Consider the following 17,818-nt stretch of genomic DNA (forward strand, 5'->3'; position numbering starts at 1 on the left):
GGATTGTTTGTGTGAGGCGCATCACACTCCGCGTCTTGCATCCGCCGCGGCGAAATGGGCCATCTGGTCCGCGCGGGCCTAGATGAAGCGGGGCGGCGGTGGCGCGCTCGAGATAGGCGCGGCAGGCCGGATGGTCCCTGAGCCCGTCGAAACGAGACCGGGCGCAGCACGTCCGCCATCCCTACGATCGCAACGTTTCGCTCACTGCCCGAGCTTCGCCAACTTCCCTTGCTTCGCGGCCTCGACCGCGCGCTCCGCATCTTCCGGAAGCAGCAGGCGTTCCGCCACCTGCCGAGCCGCCTCACGCTTCACAGCCGCCACATACGCCCCATCATCCGCATATCGCTCCGCAATCGACGGCCTGGGATCGTGCACTTCCTTCCGCGCCGCCTCGGTCGGTGCGAACGGCACCATCGCACCTTGCAGCGGATAGAGCGCGGTTGGGCCAAACCCTGGCGCGCGCGGATTCCAGGCGGTGTAGGTCGCGCGCGGCACGGCGAGCGCAAGCTGGCGGATGCCTGATATGGCCATGCCGTCAATGTCCGCCTTCGGCACGAACACGGGATAGCGGCCGATCTCCTTGGGCGGCAGCACGCTCTGGTCGGAGAAGACGGCGAACGTGTGGATCCCGGCGTAGGGCAGGCCGGGGATGTCGGTCGGCACCGCGCCTGGCGCCGGCACCAGCGTGCCGTGGGCACGCATGGGGATGCGGCTTGCGGGCGGTTTGATGCCGTCGCTGATCCAGGCGTTGAGATCGGTGAGGAGCGCGCGCATCGGCATGCCCGCATGCATCGGGTTCTGCGGCAGCGACATCGCCCGCAGGCCCTTGCGCATGATCTCCCCAGCTTCGGCGAAATGCGGTGTGCCCGTTATCATGTAGGCGCGGACGTTGTCGGGGAGGTCGAGATGGTTGCCGGCGAGATCGGTGACCAGCAGCGAGGCGTGTGAGGCCCACCATTCGTGCTCGCTGTCGGTCTGCATCACCTTCGGACAGGTGGCCGAGAGCGAACAGCGCCGCAACAGACCGTCGGTCTTGCCGGAATAGGGATCACTCAACGTCGCATAGGTGAACGGGAACAGATCGGCCTGCCACGCCGGATCCTGCGGATGGCGCGGATTGCGGCCGGGCTGGCCGAAGCGGACATTGGTCGCCATGCGCCGCGTGCCTGCGACATGCGGCATCAATCCGTCGAACACGGTGCGGCCCTGGAGATCCTCGTTGAAGCCGAGATAGAGAAAGTCGCGCAGGAAACGGCCGGACTGCGAGACGCCGAAGCCGATGGCGCGGCTGACGGAGGGATGCAGGCCATTGAGCAGCGGGTTCGCTTGCGTTTCGTCGTGGCGGAGGAAGCTGACGATGTCGCGCACGGCCGCAAAGCCCATGCCGAGCGGCACCGGATCGCGCGCGGTGTAGGTGATCTCGTAGAGCGCGCCGGCATCGAAGCCCTCGGGTCTGGTGATCTCCACTGTCGAGGGATCGATCAGCCTTGCCGTGAGGCCTGATGGCGTCTGTCGCGCGTCGGCCCAGGCGGCGCGTACGGTGACATTGAGATTGGCGGTGTCGGTGGCGGGCCATGTCAGCGTCGCGCGCGCGGGATTGATCGTGGTGTCGAAGATCACTTCTTCGCGCGCGAGGCCGGTGACGGCTTTGATCACCGGTGCCGTCATCGCAAGTTGTCCCGGCTTGGAGGGGATGTCGCCCTGCCAGCCGACCCAGACCATCGTAAAACCCTGGCGGTGCAGGAAGCCGATGCCGGCGTCCTCGGCCTTGTCCGCGATGTTGGCGCCGGGCTGTGCGGAATCGTCGAACAGCTGCGGCGCCAGCTTGCGGCCGCGATTGGGGACTTCCAGCAGCAGCGTGCCGTTGCCGTGGCTGGCATCGCTGGGCCTGAGGATCACGACGTCGGCACTGGCTTCGACCTTGCCGTCGGCGCCACGCGGTGCGAGCGCGAGGTCGGTGATGACGGCGTTGCGGTCGTCGGACGGGTTAAGCGCGAAGGTCGCGCGGGCGGTGATGCGCTCATAGGTGCCGACAGTGCCGAAACTTCTTCCGGCGAAGGCGGGCACGCGTTCCAAAATGTCGAAGCGGACGATTTCGGCGGGCGAGGCCGCAGGCCATAGGCAGGTGATCGCGATGAGAGCCGAGATGATCCCGTGCATGGTGTCCTTCCCTTGCCTGGCGCGACGGCAAGTTCCGCCACGCGGGCTTTTTGTTGCGGCGATTATTACCGGCTATCCTGAGGGCAAACAACAGGAGGAAATCCGATGCCAGCAGCCTTCTTCGTCGTCCGCGCCATCGTCGCCGATGCGAGCAAGCGCGCCGCCTTCGACAGATGGTACGAGACCGAGCACGTGCCCGATGCGGTGAACGCGTTCGGCGTGAGCAAAGCCTGGCGGTTCTGGAGCCTCGACGATCCCTCGCTGCACCAAGCGATGTATCAGTTCGATGACGAGGCGAAGCTCGATGCGATGCTGAAGGGCGATGCGCTGAACAAGCTCGTGGCCGACTTCAACCGCGACTGGCCCGACGTGAAGCGCTCGCGCGAGACGCTGGTGCTGGCCCAGGAACTCGTGAAGTAGTTGCGATCTTTGTAGCCCGGATCGAGCGCAGCGTAATCGGGGACAGTGCATCCGCAGCAACAGTTCCCCGGATTGCGCTGCGCTCCATTCCCCCTACGGCCATTCCACTTCGCAAGGAGTCTGAATGCGCGATTCAGCTTGGGTTCATGTCCTGACCGCGACACTTCCCCTGCATGACTTGCGCGATAGCCTAGAGGACATCTCATGGAGCGTCGGAACTTTTTGAAACTTGCATTGGGTGCTGCGGCGGGAGCTGCCGCGTTCACTACTGCCGCGAGCGCTGCGCCGCTATCACCGCAGCCTGTCGGTCCGAACCGGATGCCTGAAGGCAATCCCGACGCTCACCCGGCCGTCACCAGCGGCGATGAGGCCGCGCAGCTGAAGCCCGAGCAGGTGCATTGGCATGGCCACCATCGCCACTGGGGCTGGCGCCGCCGCCACTGGGGCTGGCGTCGCCGGCACTGGCACCGTCATCACTGGTAGGCTTCGCGCAAGGCCAGGCTTTCGACGGGGATCGCAATCGCGGTCCCCGTTTCGATTCGTGGCTGTTGTCTCGCTCGCGCGGCATGAACGTGCCCCGCTTCCTGCCTCCGGCGACACGCAACTGTCGCTAGCGGCCGAGGAAGCTCAGCACAAGCTCCTTGTACTTCTCCGGCGACTCCAGGAAGACGAGATGCCCGGTGTCGGGGATCACCTCGGCCCGCGCATTCGGCATCTTGGCGGCGAACTGCTTTGCAAGCTCGGCGTTCTGCCCCATTTTTGCGCGCAGCGCCTCCGGCGCGAGCGGCCGGCCCGGCGCGTTGTGGTCGTCCGCGCCCATGATGAACAGTGTCGGCAGCGCGATCAGCGGGATCTCGTGCGCGACCGGCTCACGATAGATCATCTGGCCGGAAGAGACGAAGGCGCGCAGCCAGCGCGGATAGTCCGGGCTGCCCTTGATGTTGAAGCGGGCATCGATGAACGGCGTGACCGCCTCAGGCGGCAGCTTGATCGCGTAGTTGGTCTGGAGCTGCTTGCGATAACCATCCGCGGTGAGCTTGTCCTCGGTCTCGATCATCTTCTCGGTCGGAGTCGGCGGCACGTAGAGGCGATAGTCTTCGAGCCCGATCGGCGCGGTGAGCACGAGATGGGCGACGCGGTCCGGATAGGCGCGCGCGATGCGAACGCCCAGCATGCCGCCGAGCGAATGCGCGATGACCTCCGCCTTGTCGATCTTGAGATGATCGAGCAGCGCGATGGTGTTGCGCGCCAGATTGTCGAAATGCAGCTCGCCCGCCGGCTTGGAGGATTTGCCGAAGCCGATCTGGTCCGGCACCACGACGCGATAACCCGCTTCGCTCAGCATCCTGATCACCGGCGCCCAATAGCTCGACGGAAAATTGCGCCCGTGCAGCAGCACCACGGTGCGGCCGTTCGGCTGCGCGGGCGCCACGTCCATATAGGCCATGTTGAGCTGCTCGCCGTCATTGACCACGGGAAGCAAGTGCACGGGATAGGGATAGGCAAAGCCTTCCAGCGCGATGCCGTAAGGTTCGCGCGGCGCGGTCTCGGCGGCGTGGGTGGATGTGAGTGGGGAAGCGAGAAGGGCGGCGGCGAGTGCGGCGGAGAGGAGGCGGTTCATTGGGGATCTCGTGTCTGGCGGCGTCGTTCCGGGGCGCGCGCAGCGCGAACCCGGAACCTGGAGACCGGGTTCGATGCTTCGCATCGCCCCGGAATGACAGCGCGCATACAGGGATGGATAGCGGGGTCAAGCCCGGCCATGGCGACGACCGGAGTTCGCACGCAAACGTGCGATTTCACGCGCCCGGCGTGATCAATCCTTCCTATCCCCGAACAGTGCCGCAAACTGCTTCTCGCCGGTGCGGGTGAAATTCACGACGCGGCTGCCGGGCGTCGGATCGCGCGCGGCCCATTTCAGTTCGGCAAAGCGCTGCATCATGGCGGCCCCCAACGTGCCGGCGAGATGGTGACGTCGCTCGCTCCAGTCGAGGCACGCCTTGCAGACCGGGCGGCGCGGATGGGCCAGCATGTCGGATGAGATCTGCAGATGTCTTGTGAGAAAGCGCTCGCCCTCGGCGGTCAGCTCGATCTCCTGCTTCTTCTGCCTGACCAGATGCCGCTCGCGCAAGGAGTCGAGCATCTGCACGCCGAGATCGCCGGCGAGATGGTCGTAGCAGATCCGCGCGCGCCGCAGCGCCGGATCCTTCGGTCCGGTGCGCACGCGCATGTGGCCGGTGCGCGCGGCAAGGCCAGCAAGCCCTTCGAGCACGCCGGCGACATCGTCGTCGGTAAGGCGGTAGTAGCGGTGGCGGCCCTGCTTCTCCGGCTCGACCAGCCCGCCGGCCTCGAGCTTGGAAAGATGCGAGCTCGCGGTCTGCGGCGTGATGCCGGCCTCCTGCGCCAGCTCGCTCGCGGTCAGCGCGCGGCCGTTCATCAGCGCCGTGAGCATGTTGGCACGGGCGGGGTCGCCGACCAGCGAGGCGACCATGGCGATGTCGGGTCCTGATTTCATGCTTCGATCGTAGCCGAAGCATTGAGGTCGGGCAAGCGCGTAGCCTCTCACCAACTCGTCATTGCGAGGCGCGCAGCGACGAAGCAATCCAGACTGTCCCCGCGGAGGGATTCCTGGATTGCTTCGCTGCGCTCGCAATGACGCTGTGGAAACAGGAGCCCACCATGTCCGTGACCGTCTTCATCCGCTACCAGCTCGATCCGTTCAAGCGCGCGCAGTTCGAGGAATATTCAAAACGCTGGCTCACCATCATCCCGAAATGCGGCGGCGACCTGATCGGCTATTTCATGCCGCACGAGGGCACCAACAACATCGCGTTCGCGCTGATCACCTTCGAAAGCCTCGCCGCCTATGAGGCCTACCGCGCCCGGCTGCGCCAGGATACGGACGGCATGGCGAACTTCCACTTCGCCGAGGAACACCAATTCATCCTCGCCGAAGAGCGCACGTTTTTGCGCAAGGTGGTATTGTAGCGCCACGCCAGCATGATCCGGCAACCCGGTTTTCCGGAGGAGATCATGCTCACATGAGAGGAGACGCCCATGATCGCCGTGATCTTCGAGGTCTGGCCCAAGCCGGAACACCGCCAGACCTATTTCGACCTCGCAGCCGATCTGAAGCCGCTCCTGCAAACCATCGACGGCTTCATCTCGGTCGAGCGTTTCGAGAGCCTGACCGAGAAGGGCAAGATCCTGTCGGTGTCGTTCTGGCGGGACGAGGCGGCCGTGCAGGCCTGGCGCAACACCATGGAGCATCGCCGCACCCAGGCCAAAGGCAGGGCGCAGATCTTCGCCGACTATCATCTGCGCATTGCCAGCGTCATCCGCGACTACGGCATGAACGATCGCGAGGAGGCGCCGAAGGACAGCCGCGCGGTGCATGATGCGCACTAGCGCGTCCGATCACGCGTGCCTATCTCTGCGTGCCAACAAGGGAGAGAAACATGCATGTGACGACCGCCGACAAGCGCGCGACCTTCAAGAAGCTGCACGAGAGCGGCTGCTTCATCCTGCCCAATCCGGTCGACGTCGGCAGCGCCAAGGCCTTGCAGCATCTCGGTTTCAAGGCGATCGCGTCATCGAGCGCCGGCTTTGCCTGGACCATCGGCAAGGCCGACAACCACGTCACCGTCGAGGATGTCTGTCAGCATCTGGCAGCATTGAGCTCGGCGGTCGACATTCCCGTAAACGCCGATTTCGAGGGCGGCTTTGCCGTCGAGCCGGACAAGGTCGCCGACAATGTCGAGCGCTGTGTGCGGACCGGCGTCGCCGGCCTGTCGATCGAGGATTCCACCGGCGACAAGGACAAGCCGCTGTTTGACCGCGCGCTTGCGGTCGAGCGCATCAAGGCTTCGCGCAAGGCGATCGGCGACAGCGGCACGCTGCTGGTCGGCCGCTGCGAGGCGTATCTCTGGGGCGTCACCGATCTCAAGCTCGTCATCGACCGGCTCACCGCCTACGCCGATGCCGGCGCCGACTGCCTTTACGCGCCGGGTCTGAAGAGCCGCGAGGACATCGCCGCGGCCGTGAAGGCTGTCGCACCAAAACCGTTCAACCTTCTGATCGGCGGCTCGGGCCTGTCGCTCAAGGAAGCGGAAGACCTTGGCGTGCGCCGCATCAGCGTCGGCGGCTCGCTCGCCCGGGTCGCATGGGGCGGCTTCATGCGCGCCGCGAAGGAGATGGCGGAGAAGGGGACGTTCACCGAGCTCGGCAGCGGGTATCCGGGCGGCGAGCTCAACAAGATGTTCAGCTAGAGCCGCAGCGAGACATACGAAGAGCGGCGGGATGTTGAGTCCCGCCGCTCTTCCTCGTGACCTTACTTCGCGCCGTCAGACGGCTTCTGCGTATCCGGGGCCGGCTTGCTCGGCGCAGCACCCGTGGTCGTGCCCGGCTCGGCGTTGTTGCGCGGCGTCACGTCACGCATGCCGGGAGGGGCGGCCGGATTGGCCGGCGCCGTCTGCTGGGCAGTCCGCGACGCCGGTTCGTTGCTCGCCTGGTTGCCCGTGGTGCTGTTGTTCAGGCCGTAGAACACGGCGCCGAGCACCAGGGCCACGGCTACGGCAAACAGCGCAATCTTGCCGCTGGAGGCAGGGCCTTCGCCAAGCTCGGGATCGGCCTGAAGGTCGGCATCCCGACGTGCCGCGCGAAGATGCTCATCGTCGGAGAGGTTCGGGCGATACGGATCGTTGGGAAAACGCTCGTCAGCCATCGATTGGTCTCCTCGGTTATGCGGCGAGACAACCGTCAGGTGCGAGATTCTGTTCCGCCCCCTTTATGCTTTCGTCTGATGTTGCCCGGATCTCGGGAATCGGGAACCTGTTCCACGGGGAACCGCGCGTGAGTTCCATTTTGCAAGGGAGGACGGAACACGGCGATGTGGAGCCTGCCACCGACCGATAGCGTGCTGCATTTCCTGTCGCTGGTCGCGGTGGCCGCACAGGGCATGACGGCTGCGCTCGCTGCCGGACGCCGCAGCATGGATTGGCTGGGTGTCTGCTTCCTCGGCTGCATCACCGCGCTCGGCGGCGGAACGCTGCGCGATCTCTTCCTCGGACATTATCCGCTGGCCTGGGTGCAGAACCCGATCTATCTCGCGCTTGCCGGTGGCGCCGCCTTCGTCACCATCCTGATCGCGCGCCTCGTGCACCGGCTGAAGGTCGCCTTCATCGTGCTCGATGCCATCGGGCTCGTCGTCTTCACCATGACCGGCTGCGATGTCGCCTGGCAGATGGATGCGACGCTGCCCATCGTCATCGTCTCCGGCATGGTGACGGGCTGCGCCGGCGGCGTGCTCCGCGACGTGCTCTGCAACGACGTGCCGCTGCTGTTCCGCTCCGAGCTCTACGCCAGCGTCTCGGTGGTGACGGGGCTGTTCTATGCCACCGCCTTCGGCCTCAACCTCAATGCCGGGCTCTGGACTATTTTGACCTTCGTCCTCGGCGTCAGCTTCCGCCTGCTCGCGGTGCGCTACAAATGGGAGATGCCGAAATTCGTGTTTACCGGGGATGAGGAGCGGTAGCTCCGTCCACGCCGTCATTGCCAGCGAAGCGAACCAATCCAGAATCTTTCCACGGAGGGACTCTGGATTGCTTCGCGACGCTCGCAATGACGGGGAGGCAGCGGCGGGTTACCGCTCCCGCCTTGCCTTCGCCACCTGAGACGGCGTCACCAGCGGACCGGAATTGCCCCATGAATTGCGGATGTAGTTGGTCACCGCGGCGATCTCGGCGTCGGACAATGTCTTGGCATAGCCCGGCATCTCGCCGGTGTTCGGTGCGCGCCGTGTCGTCACGGTGTAGGCACCGTCGAGGATGATGCGCAGGGTCGAGGATGGATTGACTGATTGCAGCAGCGCATTGCCCGGCAGCGGCGGATAGATCCGCGGCGCTCCCGTGCCGTCGGCCTCGTGGCAGGCGATGCAGAGCTTGGCGTAGACCGCCTGGCCGGCCTTCATCTCGGCATCGTCGGGCGGCGTCACGATCGTCTCGCGCCGCGCCGGCGCCAGGCTCTTCAGGTACAACGCGATCGCACGAACATCGGCATCGCTCATCTTCGCCGTGGAATTGACAATCACCTCGGCCATCGGGCCGCCGGCATGACTCTTCGCGTTGCGTCCGCTCTGCAGATACTCGACGATATCGGCCTCGCTCCAGGATTTCAGCCCGGTGCGCGCGGCGCCATCGAGCCTTGGTGCGTACCAGCCGCCGACCTCGTTGCCCGACAGCGCCTGCCCCTGCTTGTCGGCGCCAAAATAGTTCTTCGGCGTGTGGCAGGCGCCGCAATGGCCAAGACCGGTGACGAGATAGCCGCCTCTGTTCCACGCCGCGCTCTGGTCCTGGTCCGGCTCGAACAGGCCGGGTTTGAAATACATGGCGTTCCAGATCCGCATCAGGCCGCGGTAGCTGAACGGCCAGCGCAGCTCCGGCGGCTTGTTACGGCTCACCACCGGTGCGAGCGAGCCTAGATAGGCGCGGATCGCCAGCGTGTCGTCCTTCGTCATCCGCGTGAAGTAAGGGTAGGGGAAGGCCGGATAATAGTTCGATCCATCCGGCGCGATGCCATAGCGTAGCGCCCGGGTGAAATCGGCGTCCGTCCAGGCGCCGATCCCGGTGTCGCGGTCGGGCGTCAGGTTCGGCGCATAGATCGCGCCGAAGGGCGTGTCGATGCGCTTTCCGCCCGCGAAGGGCCTCGCCGGATCGGCGGTGTGGCAGCCCGCGCAGTCACCGGCCTCGACCAGCGTCTTGCCATAGGCGATCAGCTCCGGCGATGGTTCGGCGGCACGGGCCAGGCTTGTGACCGTACCTGCAACCGCACTGCACAACGCCAGACCCGCAAGAACCAGACCGGCCAGAATCGTCCGCATCGAAAGCCTCTCCTGCGACCAGGCGACAGTACCCGCGTGAAAGGAGCATCAATTCATTTCGCGACGGCCGGGGTATGGTGACACAAATTGAAAATGCCCGATGCCTTTGCAGCCACGAAATTGCGATTTTTACCCGGCGCTCGCATTGGCCCAGATTTCTGATGCGCCGCGTTAAGTATCCGACATAGAGTGGCAGAGGTGGTCGGCGCGCCCTAGCTAAAAACGACGGGCAGGCAACGGCTTAAGCAGTCTCAAAAGGCGGATGAGGACAAGAATGGGCATCAACCAGGGTCCGATCAGTCTCGATCAAAAATACACCCAGCAGACCGGGCACGTCTTCACCACGGGCATCCAGGCCCTGGTCCGCCTGCCGATGGCGCAGATCCGGCGCGACCGCGCCAATGGCCTCAACACCGCGGGCTTCATTTCCGGCTATCGCGGCTCGCCGCTCGGCGGCTACGACCAGCAGCTGTTCGCCGCGCGAAAACATCTCGAGCAGTACAACATCAAGTTCCAGCCCGGCGTGAACGAAGACCTCGCTGCGACTGCCGTGTGGGGCTCGCAGCAGCTCAACCTCTCCCCCGGCGCCAAATACGACGGCGTGGTCGGCATCTGGTACGGTAAGGGCCCCGGCGTCGACCGCTGCGGCGACGTGTTCCGCCACGGCAATGCCGCCGGCTCGGCCAAGAACGGCGGCGTGCTGTGTCTCGCCGGCGATGACCACGGCGCGAAATCCTCGACCGTCCCGCATCAGTCCGATCATGCCTTCATCTCGGCGCTGATGCCCTATCTCTATCCCTCGAGCATCCACGAGATGATCGAGATGGGCCTGCTCGGCATCGCGATGTCGCGCTATTCCGGCTGCTGGGTCGGCATGAAGGTGATCACCGAGACGGTGGAGACCACCGCCGAGATCGATCTCACCGACGAGATGAAGCCCTTCGTCATCCCCACCGATTTCGAGCTGCCGCCCGGCGGCCTCAATCTGCGCTGGCCCGACGACCGCTTCGAGCAGGACCGTCGCCTGCAGGACTACAAGGGCTTCGCCGCGATCGCCTTTGCGCGCGCCAACAAGGTCAACCGCGTCACCATGGATTCGCCGAATGCCCGCTTCGGCATCATGGCATCAGGCAAAAGCTATGAGGACGTGCGTCAGGCGCTGCGCGAGCTTGGGATCACCGAGGAGGTCGCGGCCAAGATCGGCCTTCGTCTCTACAAGATCGGCATGCCCTGGCCGCTGGAGCCGGAAGGCGTGCGGCAATTCGCGGTCGGGCTCGAGGAGATCTTCATCGTCGAGGAACGCCGCGAGATCGTCGAGAACCAGGTCAAGCAGGAGCTGTTCAACTGGCGCGACGACGTCCGCCCGCGCATCGTCGGCAAGATGGACGAGCACGACAAGCGCTTCCTGACCTTCGCCGCCGAGCTCAGCGTCGCCTCGCTTGCGACCTCGCTGACCGAGCGACTGCTTCGACTTAATCTCAACCCCGAGATCGCGGAGATGCTTCGCGTCAAGGCCGACTGGTTCAACGGCCGTCAGGCGACCCAGATGCAGGCGGTCGCACCCGTCTCCCGCACTCCCTATTTCTGCTCCGGCTGCCCGCACAACACATCCACGAAGGTCCCCGAAGGCAGCCGTGCCATGGCCGGCATCGGCTGCCATTTCATGGCGCTGTGGATGGACCGTTCGACCGAAACCTTCACGCATATGGGCGGCGAGGGCGTGCCGTGGGTCGGCATCGCGCCTTTCACCAACGAGAACCACATTTTTGCGAACCTCGGCGACGGCACCTATTTCCACTCGGGAATTCTCGCCATCCGCCAGGCGATCGCCTCCAAGGCCAACATTACCTACAAGATCCTCTACAACGATGCCGTCGCCATGACCGGCGGCCAGCGCCATGACGGCGATCTCTCGCCGCAGAAGATCATGGCCCAGCTTCATGCCGAGGGCATCAGCGAGATTTATCTCGTCTCGGAAAATCCGGACGCGTATCCGGCTGATAGCATCGCCCCGGGCGTGAAGAAATATCACCGCGACGAGCTCCAGAACGTCATGAAGATGTGCCGCGAATACAAGGGCACGTCGGCCATCGTGTTCGTGCAGACCTGCGCCGCTGAGAAGCGCCGCCGCCGCAAGCGCGGGCTGATGGAGGATCCGGCGCGCCGCGTCATGATCAACCCGGCGGTCTGCGAAGGCTGCGGCGACTGCTCGGTACAGTCGAATTGCATCTCGGTCGAGCCGCTGGAGACCGAGTTCGGCCGCAAGCGCGCCATCAACCAGTCCGCCTGCAACAAGGATTATTCCTGCCTCAAGGGGTTCTGTCCGTCCTTCGTCACCATCGACGGCGGTGCGCCGCGTCATCGCGCCCCAGCCGAGCTTGCCGAGATCGGCGAGCTGCCGGAGCCGGCCTCGCGCCCGTCGCTCGACAAGCCCTACAACATCGCGATCGGCGGCGTCGGCGGCACCGGTGTTCTCACCATCGGCGCGCTGCTCGGCATGGCCGCGCACATCGAGGGCAAGGCCTCGATGATCCTGGACATGTCGGGCCTGGCGCAAAAGGGCGGGGCGGTGCTGAGCCATGTCCGCCTATCCGATCATCCCGCCGAAGTGACCTGTTCGCGCATCGTCACCGGCACGGCCGATCTCGTGCTCGCCGCCGACGAGGTCGTCGCGGTCGCCAAGGACACCATCTCGCTATGCGATTCCGGCCGCACCCGCGGCATCATCAACAGCCACGTCATTCCCACCGCCGACTTCATCCTCAACCGCGACTTCAACTTCCAGACCCGCACGCTCAATGCGGTGCTGGAGACTGCGCTGCACAAGGACTCGGTGTTCTTCGACTTCACCAGGCCGGCCGAGCAGCTGCTCGGCGACAGCATCGCCACCAACATGATGATGATGGGCTATGCCTATCAGAAGGGGCTGTTCCCGTTGTCGGCTGAAGCGATCGAGCAGGCGATCGAGGTCAATGGCGTTTCGATCAAGATGAACAAGGAAGCCTTCCGCCTCGGCCGCCTCGCGGCTGCCGATCCCCAGCGCCTCGCCGACATGCTGAAGGGGACGGACGAGGTGGCTGCGCCGAAGACGCTGGACGCCATGACGCTCGACGAGGTCATCGAGCACCGCGCCAAGCATCTCACCGCCTATCAGAACACCCGTCTCGCCAAGCGCTATCGCAAGCTGGTCGATCAGGTCCGCGACGCCGCCAGGCAGGGCGGCTATGGCGATGCGCTGCCGCGCGCGGTCGCGGTGAACTACGCCAAGCTGCTGGCCTACAAGGACGAATACGAAGTCGCGCGCCTGTTCACCGACGGCGCCTTCGAGCAGCAGCTGCGCGACCAGTTCGAGGGCGACTTCAAGTTCAGCTTCAATCTTGCCCCGCCGATCCTCAGCCGCGATGTCGACGCCCTGGGGCGCCCCAAGAAGCGCGCCTTCGGCCCGTGGATGCTGAAGGTTTTCCGCGTGCTGGCGAAATTCAAGTTCCTGCGCGGCACCCCGCTCGACATCTTCGGCCGCAGCGCCGACCGCAAGCTCGAGCGCGACCTGATCGCCGGCTACGAGAAGGACGTCGCCACCGTGCTCGGCCTGTTGTCGCCGGTCACGATCGACACCGCGGTCGAATTGCTCTCGCTGCCCGACCGCATCCGCGGCTACGGCCCGGTGAAGGAGAAGGCGGTTCAGGACGCCAAGGCGCGCTACGCCCAGCTCGCCGCGGACTTGGCAAACCCGCCGGCCGCGCCAAGGCAGATCGCAGCGGAGTAGCCCACCGTAGCCCGGATGGAGCTTCGCTTCATCCGGGTTGCAACCCTGCGACACCATCCCTTGCGTCGCCCGTCAGGCAAAACACCCATGCGGCGCGTCAATTCTCGCGCGCAAAAATATTCAGCTTTACCGAAATTCGGAATCGTCGTATCCATCCACCACCTCATCCCAGTCAGAGGGGCGTATCGCGATCGTCACGAAACGCGGGGTGAGCGGCGGTGGACGCGGGCTCCGTCGCACGGGGGATTGTCTCACGTGCACGACGGGCGCGGTCTCGGGACGCCCGGGGTCTGTGCGTCAAGTCTTGCGGTCACTCGCAAGGCGACGGGGGCAATAGTGCATCGCTCCCCAAGGAGAGCCCGACATAAGCCGTAACGCCACTGCGCAGGGAAGGCCGGATGTTTGGCCGCACCTGTATGCCGCTGTGCATCTGTTCTTCGCGCATTCGCGCACAGCGGACCGTGGGTGCCCAGCCGGCACCCGGTCTTCCCTGCGCCCACTGTTTTCGGAGGAGCAAGACGGGAGCCAAACTCGGGCGAACCCGCTGCGAGGATGCGGGCGTGTGTCTGCGATTCAGCTGTGAGTGGAAAGAACGACCTCGGCATCCGCGAACTCGGTAATTGCGAGCGCAGCGAAGCAATCCAGAATCCGTCCGCGGAGGGACGCTGGATTGCTTCGTCGCAAGGGCTCCTCGCAATGACGACGGGGCAGGCAGGTTCGCTTCCTGTCCTTGCGCCAACCCGCGGCTCTCTCGCCCGACGGAATATTTCCGCGCTTGCCAACCGGGCATCAGCGGTTCAGAAAAAAGGGGGCAAGAAGAAACGCGAGCGGAGACCTCTGTTTTGACCATCAAGGGCAAGGCCTACATTGCCGGGATCTACGAACACCCGACCCGGCATGCGCCGGACAAATCCACCGCCCAGCTCCATGCCGAGGTCGCCAAGGGCGCGATCGAGGATGCCGGGATCAGGAAGGACGATGTCGACGGCTATTTCTGCGCGGGCGATGCGCCCGGCGGCGCCTGGCCGATGGTGGATTATCTCGGCCTGAACACCAAGAAGCTTCGCCACGTGGATTCCACGGAGACCGGCGGCTGCTCCTACATCATCCATCTCGGCCACGCCGCTGAAGCCATCGCAGCGGGCAAGTGCTCGATCGCGCTGGTTACGCTCGCGGGCAAACCGCGTACCGGCGCAATGCCGCCGCGCGCGGCCGGCGCGGAAGCCGACTTCGAGTCCGCTTACGGCGCGACCACGCACAATGCCTATGGCATGTGTGCCATGCGTCACATGCACGACTATGGCACCACCAGCGAGCAGCTCGCCTGGATCAAGGTCGCGGCCTCCCATCACGCGCAATACAATCCGCATGCGATGCTGAAGGACGTGGTCACCGTCGAGGACGTGCTGAACTCGCCGATGATCTCCGATCCCCTGCACCGCATGGATTGCTGCGTCGTCTCCGACGGCGGCGGAGCGCTGATCGTGACGACGCCCGAGATTGCGAAGAGCCTGAAGAAGCCGCTCGTGCGCCTGATCGGGCATGGCGAGGCCATGAAGGGCCCGCGCGGCGGCAAGGATCTCGACCTCACATATTCCGCCGGTGTCTGGTCCGGCCCACGTGCGTTCGAGGAAGCCGGCATCACGCCGAAGGACATCAAATACGCCTCGATCTACGACAGCTTCACGATCACGGTGCTGATGCAGCTCGAGGACCTCGGCTTCTGCAAGAAGGGCGAGGGCGGCAAGTTCGTCGCCGACGGCAACCTGATCTCCGGCGTCGGCAAGCTGCCGTTCAACACCGACGGCGGCGGCCTCTGCAGCAACCATCCCGTCAACCGCGGCGGCATGACCAAGATCATCGAAGCCGTCCGCCAGCTGCGCGGCGAGGCGCATCCGAAGGTGCAGGTCAGGAATTGCGATCTCGCGATCGCCCACGGCACCGGCGGCCTTCTGGGCGTCCGCCACGCGGCCTCGACGGCCATTCTGGAGCGCGTGTGATGAGCGAAGCGAAAAAGTATCCCGCCCCGGTGACCAACCCCGAGACCGCTGCGTTCTGGGACGCGGCCAAGCAGGGCAAGTTCATGATCAAGCGCTGCACCGCTTGCGGTGAAGCGCATTACTTCCCGCGCTCGATCTGCCCGTTCTGCTACTCCGACAAGACCGTGTGGGAAGAGGCGTCGGGCGAGGGCACGATCTACACGTACAGCCTGATGCGGAAGTCGCCGACCGGTCCCTACGCCATCGGCTACGTTACGCTGAAGGAGGGGCCGTCGGTGCAGACCAACTTCGTCGATTGCGATCTCGAGAAGCTCAAGATCGGCCAGAAGGTGAAGGTGGTGTTCAAGCCGACCGATGGCGCCCCGCTGCCGTTCTTCACGCCCGCTTGATTGCTTTCTTCCTTCTCGGGAGAAGGTGGCATAGGCGGCCTTCAGCCGCCGTCCTTGAGAGACGCCGAAGCGAAGCTTCGGCTTTGGCGCCGGATGAGGGGTTCTTTTTATGGAAAGAGTCTTTGTGCGGAAGCGACCCCTCACCCAAACGAGTTTGCCGCACCGTCTTCGCTGCCCTCTCCCACAAGGGGAGAGGGCGCATCAATGAGCGCCGGTGAAATTCCGGGAGGAAACCAGAAGCATGTCCGCCAGATACGAAGAGCTCAAGGGCCTGAAAAACCTCGGGCAGAAATACGCCTACACCGATCGCGAGGTCATGCTCTACGCCTACGGCATCGGCCTCGGCGCCGATCCCATGGACGAGAACGAGCTCGCTTTCGTCAACGAGGGCACGTTCACGCCGCGGCCGCTGAAGGTGGTGCCGACCTTTGCGTCGGTGGCCGCGTGGGGCTCGGGGCCGGGCGAGATGAACCTCAACCGCGTCATGGTCGTGGACGGCGAGCGCGACATCACCTTTCATCAGCCGCTACCGGTCGCCGCCCACATCACCGCGGACTCCTCCGTGCTCGAGGTCTACGACAAGGGCAAGGACAAGGGCGTCGTCATCAGCCACCAGACCGTGCTCAAGAACGAGAAGGGCGAGAAGCTGGCAACGCTGGTCGCCTCGCGCTTTGCCCGCGGCGATGGCGGCTTTGGCGGGCCGAACCTGACGCAGCCCGATCCGCACAAGATCCCGTCGCGCAGCCCGGACAGGAGCATCGATATCACGACGCGTCCCGACCAGGCGCTGGTCTACCGCCTCTGCGGCGACCGCAACCCGCTGCACTCCGATCCCGAGTTCGCCAGGAAGGCCGGCTTCCCGCGCCCGATCCTGCACGGCATGTGCACCTACGGCATCACCTGCCGCGGCGTGCTGCAGACCTATGCCGACTACGACGCTTCCGCCTTCCGCCAGCACGTCGCGCGGTTCTCTTCCCCGGTCTATCCCGGCGAGACCGTGACCATGGACCTCTGGAAGGACGGCAACACGATCTCTTTCGAAGCCAGGGTGAAGTCGCGCGGCGTCACCGTGATCAAGAACGGCAAGACGGTGCTGGGTTAGGCGGGCACCGCCGGTGCACTCCCTCGCCCCGCTCTTGTCCGCCGAAGCCCGCCTTCGGGCGAAGGCGGATGCGGAGAGAGGGTGGGGTGAGGGGCTCTCACCACGAGCTGTGACGGTATTGAGACCTGTACCTCCACGCCCGGATCGCAAAGGCGATCCGACCTCTCCCCGGAAGCGGGGAGAGGTGAAGGAAAGAAACAAAATCAGGGAGAAGCCACCATGGGACTACTCGACGGCAAGGTTGCGCTGATCACCGGCGCCGGCGGCGGGCTCGGTGAGGCCTATGCAAAGCTGTTCGCGCGGGAAGGGGCCTCGGTCGTCGTCAACGATCTCGGTGGGCCCCGCGACGGCTCCGGCGCCGACAAGTCCATGGCCCAGCAGGTGGTGGACGCGATCAAGGCCGAGGGCGCCAAGGCGGTCGCCAACGGCGCCGACATCTCCACCATGGAGGGCGGCCAGTCGGTGTTCGACGATGCAATCAAGCACTTCGGCCGGGCCGACATCCTCGTCAACAATGCCGGTATTTTGCGCGATCAGACTTTTCACAAGGCCTCCGAATCCGACTGGGACAAGGTCATCAAGGTCCATCTGAAGGGTACCTTTTGTTGCACCATGCCGGTGTTTCGCTGGATGCGGGAAAACGGCGGCGGCGTCATCGTCAACACCTCCTCGACCTCGGGCCTGATCGGGAATTTCGGCCAGACCAACTATGGAGCTGCCAAGGGCGGCATCTGGGGCCTGTCCAACGTGCTGGCGATCGAGGGCCGCAAATACAACATCCGGATCTGGACGCTGGCCCCGGGGGCCCTGACCCGCATGACCGCAGACCTGCCCCGCTATAAGGAGAACCCCGGCGCGGCGCTGGGGCCGGACGGCATCGCGCCGGCCGTGCTATACATGGTCAGCGACTTGTCGGGCGACCAGACCGGCAAGGTGCTGGGCGTGTCCGGGCCCCGCGGCGTGCGCGAAATGCGGATGATGGAGATGGAAGGCTGGAAGCCGCCGCACTCGGGCTGGAAGGCTCAGGACATCGTCGATCATGCCAAGGAGATCTTCTTCTCGGAGGAGCAGATCAAGATGGGGGCGCGGCGGTTTTGACGGCCGTCA

At 64.9% G+C, this 17,818-nt stretch carries 16 protein-coding genes; 11 read left to right on the plus strand and 5 right to left on the minus strand.

What is annotated here, in order from left to right:
• Positions 1-201: 201 nt before the first annotated feature.
• Complete coding sequence (locus ACRQ5Q_RS18235; RefSeq protein ID WP_439399306.1) at positions 202-2,160, minus strand: alpha/beta hydrolase domain-containing protein; 1,959 nt, start codon at positions 2,158-2,160, stop codon at positions 202-204.
• A gap of 105 nt (positions 2,161-2,265) precedes the next feature.
• On the opposite strand from ACRQ5Q_RS18235, the gene ACRQ5Q_RS18240 reads away from it, so the two are divergent.
• On the plus strand, positions 2,266-2,580 hold the full coding sequence (locus ACRQ5Q_RS18240; RefSeq protein ID WP_439368761.1) for a hypothetical protein: 315 nt from the start codon (positions 2,266-2,268) through the stop codon (positions 2,578-2,580).
• Between the two features lie 204 nt (positions 2,581-2,784).
• Positions 2,785-3,063, plus strand: a complete 279-nt coding sequence (locus tag ACRQ5Q_RS18245; protein WP_439399308.1) for a twin-arginine translocation signal domain-containing protein — start codon at positions 2,785-2,787, stop codon at positions 3,061-3,063.
• Positions 3,064-3,190: 127 nt separating this feature from the next.
• Here the strand turns inward: ACRQ5Q_RS18245 and ACRQ5Q_RS18250 are convergent, their stop codons facing one another.
• A complete protein-coding gene (locus ACRQ5Q_RS18250) occupies positions 3,191-4,201 on the minus strand; it encodes an alpha/beta fold hydrolase (protein WP_439399310.1) in 1,011 nt (336 codons plus the stop codon).
• Positions 4,202-4,393: 192 nt separating this feature from the next.
• Entirely contained in the window at positions 4,394-5,092 is a 699-nt protein-coding gene (locus tag ACRQ5Q_RS18255; protein WP_439399312.1) for a metalloregulator ArsR/SmtB family transcription factor, read from the minus strand.
• A 164-nt stretch (positions 5,093-5,256) separates the two neighbouring features.
• Between ACRQ5Q_RS18255 and ACRQ5Q_RS18260 the strand changes: the two genes are divergently transcribed.
• From ACRQ5Q_RS18260 to ACRQ5Q_RS18270, 3 genes are all read left to right on the plus strand, one after another.
• Positions 5,257-5,565: an NIPSNAP family protein gene (locus tag ACRQ5Q_RS18260; RefSeq protein ID WP_439368757.1), complete on the plus strand. Its 309-nt coding sequence runs from the start codon at positions 5,257-5,259 to the stop codon at positions 5,563-5,565.
• Positions 5,566-5,634: 69 nt separating this feature from the next.
• Positions 5,635-5,985: an antibiotic biosynthesis monooxygenase family protein gene (locus tag ACRQ5Q_RS18265; protein ID WP_439368755.1), complete on the plus strand. Its 351-nt coding sequence runs from the start codon at positions 5,635-5,637 to the stop codon at positions 5,983-5,985.
• Positions 5,986-6,035: 50 nt separating this feature from the next.
• Positions 6,036-6,845 carry an isocitrate lyase/PEP mutase family protein gene (locus tag ACRQ5Q_RS18270; RefSeq protein ID WP_439399314.1) on the plus strand — a complete coding sequence of 270 codons (810 nt, stop codon included), beginning with the start codon at positions 6,036-6,038 and terminating at the stop codon, positions 6,843-6,845.
• 62 nt (positions 6,846-6,907) lie between these two features.
• On the opposite strand, the gene ACRQ5Q_RS18275 is transcribed toward ACRQ5Q_RS18270, so the two are convergent.
• Entirely contained in the window at positions 6,908-7,300 is a 393-nt protein-coding gene (locus ACRQ5Q_RS18275; RefSeq protein ID WP_439399316.1) for a hypothetical protein, read from the minus strand.
• 165 nt (positions 7,301-7,465) lie between these two features.
• Between ACRQ5Q_RS18275 and ACRQ5Q_RS18280 the strand changes: the two genes are divergently transcribed.
• The gene (locus ACRQ5Q_RS18280; RefSeq protein ID WP_439368750.1) at positions 7,466-8,110 is read left to right on the plus strand and encodes a trimeric intracellular cation channel family protein; all 645 of its coding nucleotides are present in this window, start codon (positions 7,466-7,468) and stop codon (positions 8,108-8,110) included.
• A gap of 108 nt (positions 8,111-8,218) precedes the next feature.
• Here the strand turns inward: ACRQ5Q_RS18280 and ACRQ5Q_RS18285 are convergent, their stop codons facing one another.
• Positions 8,219-9,454, minus strand: a complete 1,236-nt coding sequence (locus ACRQ5Q_RS18285) for a c-type cytochrome (RefSeq protein ID WP_439399318.1) — start codon at positions 9,452-9,454, stop codon at positions 8,219-8,221.
• Between the two features lie 274 nt (positions 9,455-9,728).
• Between ACRQ5Q_RS18285 and ACRQ5Q_RS18290 the strand changes: the two genes are divergently transcribed.
• The 5 genes from ACRQ5Q_RS18290 (at position 9,729) to ACRQ5Q_RS18310 (ending at position 17,809) form a co-directional block, all read left to right on the plus strand.
• On the plus strand, positions 9,729-13,220 hold the full coding sequence (locus ACRQ5Q_RS18290; protein ID WP_439399320.1) for an indolepyruvate ferredoxin oxidoreductase family protein: 3,492 nt from the start codon (positions 9,729-9,731) through the stop codon (positions 13,218-13,220).
• A gap of 842 nt (positions 13,221-14,062) precedes the next feature.
• Positions 14,063-15,220, plus strand: coding sequence for a thiolase domain-containing protein (locus ACRQ5Q_RS18295; protein WP_439399322.1), 1,158 nt, complete (start codon positions 14,063-14,065; stop codon positions 15,218-15,220).
• Positions 15,220-15,609: a Zn-ribbon domain-containing OB-fold protein gene (locus ACRQ5Q_RS18300; protein ID WP_057198968.1), complete on the plus strand. Its 390-nt coding sequence runs from the start codon at positions 15,220-15,222 to the stop codon at positions 15,607-15,609. The genes ACRQ5Q_RS18295 and ACRQ5Q_RS18300 overlap by 1 nt, the downstream gene beginning before the upstream one ends.
• Before the next feature lie 241 nt (positions 15,610-15,850).
• Complete coding sequence (locus ACRQ5Q_RS18305; RefSeq protein ID WP_439368743.1) at positions 15,851-16,711, plus strand: MaoC/PaaZ C-terminal domain-containing protein; 861 nt, start codon at positions 15,851-15,853, stop codon at positions 16,709-16,711.
• Between the two features lie 219 nt (positions 16,712-16,930).
• Positions 16,931-17,809 (plus strand): SDR family oxidoreductase, encoded by an 879-nt coding sequence (locus tag ACRQ5Q_RS18310; protein ID WP_439399324.1) that lies wholly within the window; start codon positions 16,931-16,933, stop codon positions 17,807-17,809.
• Positions 17,810-17,818 lie beyond the last annotated feature (9 nt).

The sequence above is a fragment of the Bradyrhizobium sp. PMVTL-01 genome (assembly GCF_051861855.1).
Taxonomy (GTDB): Bacteria; Pseudomonadota; Alphaproteobacteria; order Rhizobiales; family Xanthobacteraceae; genus Bradyrhizobium.

Excerpts from the sequence above, each read along its gene's own strand:
- ACRQ5Q_RS18235 (WP_439399306.1), bottom strand. The coding sequence starts at position 2,160 with ATGCACGGGATCATCTCGGCTCTCATCGCGATCACCTGCCTATGGCCT.
- ACRQ5Q_RS18240 (WP_439368761.1), top strand. The coding sequence starts at position 2,266 with ATGCCAGCAGCCTTCTTCGTCGTCCGCGCCATCGTCGCCGATGCGAGC.
- ACRQ5Q_RS18245 (WP_439399308.1), top strand. The coding sequence starts at position 2,785 with ATGGAGCGTCGGAACTTTTTGAAACTTGCATTGGGTGCTGCGGCGGGA.
- ACRQ5Q_RS18250 (WP_439399310.1), bottom strand. The coding sequence starts at position 4,201 with ATGAACCGCCTCCTCTCCGCCGCACTCGCCGCCGCCCTTCTCGCTTCC.
- ACRQ5Q_RS18255 (WP_439399312.1), bottom strand. The coding sequence starts at position 5,092 with ATGAAATCAGGACCCGACATCGCCATGGTCGCCTCGCTGGTCGGCGAC.
- ACRQ5Q_RS18260 (WP_439368757.1), top strand. The coding sequence starts at position 5,257 with ATGTCCGTGACCGTCTTCATCCGCTACCAGCTCGATCCGTTCAAGCGC.
- ACRQ5Q_RS18265 (WP_439368755.1), top strand. The coding sequence starts at position 5,635 with ATGATCGCCGTGATCTTCGAGGTCTGGCCCAAGCCGGAACACCGCCAG.
- ACRQ5Q_RS18270 (WP_439399314.1), top strand. The coding sequence starts at position 6,036 with ATGCATGTGACGACCGCCGACAAGCGCGCGACCTTCAAGAAGCTGCAC.
- ACRQ5Q_RS18275 (WP_439399316.1), bottom strand. The coding sequence starts at position 7,300 with ATGGCTGACGAGCGTTTTCCCAACGATCCGTATCGCCCGAACCTCTCC.
- ACRQ5Q_RS18280 (WP_439368750.1), top strand. The coding sequence starts at position 7,466 with ATGTGGAGCCTGCCACCGACCGATAGCGTGCTGCATTTCCTGTCGCTG.
- ACRQ5Q_RS18285 (WP_439399318.1), bottom strand. The coding sequence starts at position 9,454 with ATGCGGACGATTCTGGCCGGTCTGGTTCTTGCGGGTCTGGCGTTGTGC.
- ACRQ5Q_RS18290 (WP_439399320.1), top strand. The coding sequence starts at position 9,729 with ATGGGCATCAACCAGGGTCCGATCAGTCTCGATCAAAAATACACCCAG.
- ACRQ5Q_RS18300 (WP_057198968.1), top strand. The coding sequence starts at position 15,220 with ATGAGCGAAGCGAAAAAGTATCCCGCCCCGGTGACCAACCCCGAGACC.
- ACRQ5Q_RS18305 (WP_439368743.1), top strand. The coding sequence starts at position 15,851 with ATGTCCGCCAGATACGAAGAGCTCAAGGGCCTGAAAAACCTCGGGCAG.
- ACRQ5Q_RS18310 (WP_439399324.1), top strand. The coding sequence starts at position 16,931 with ATGGGACTACTCGACGGCAAGGTTGCGCTGATCACCGGCGCCGGCGGC.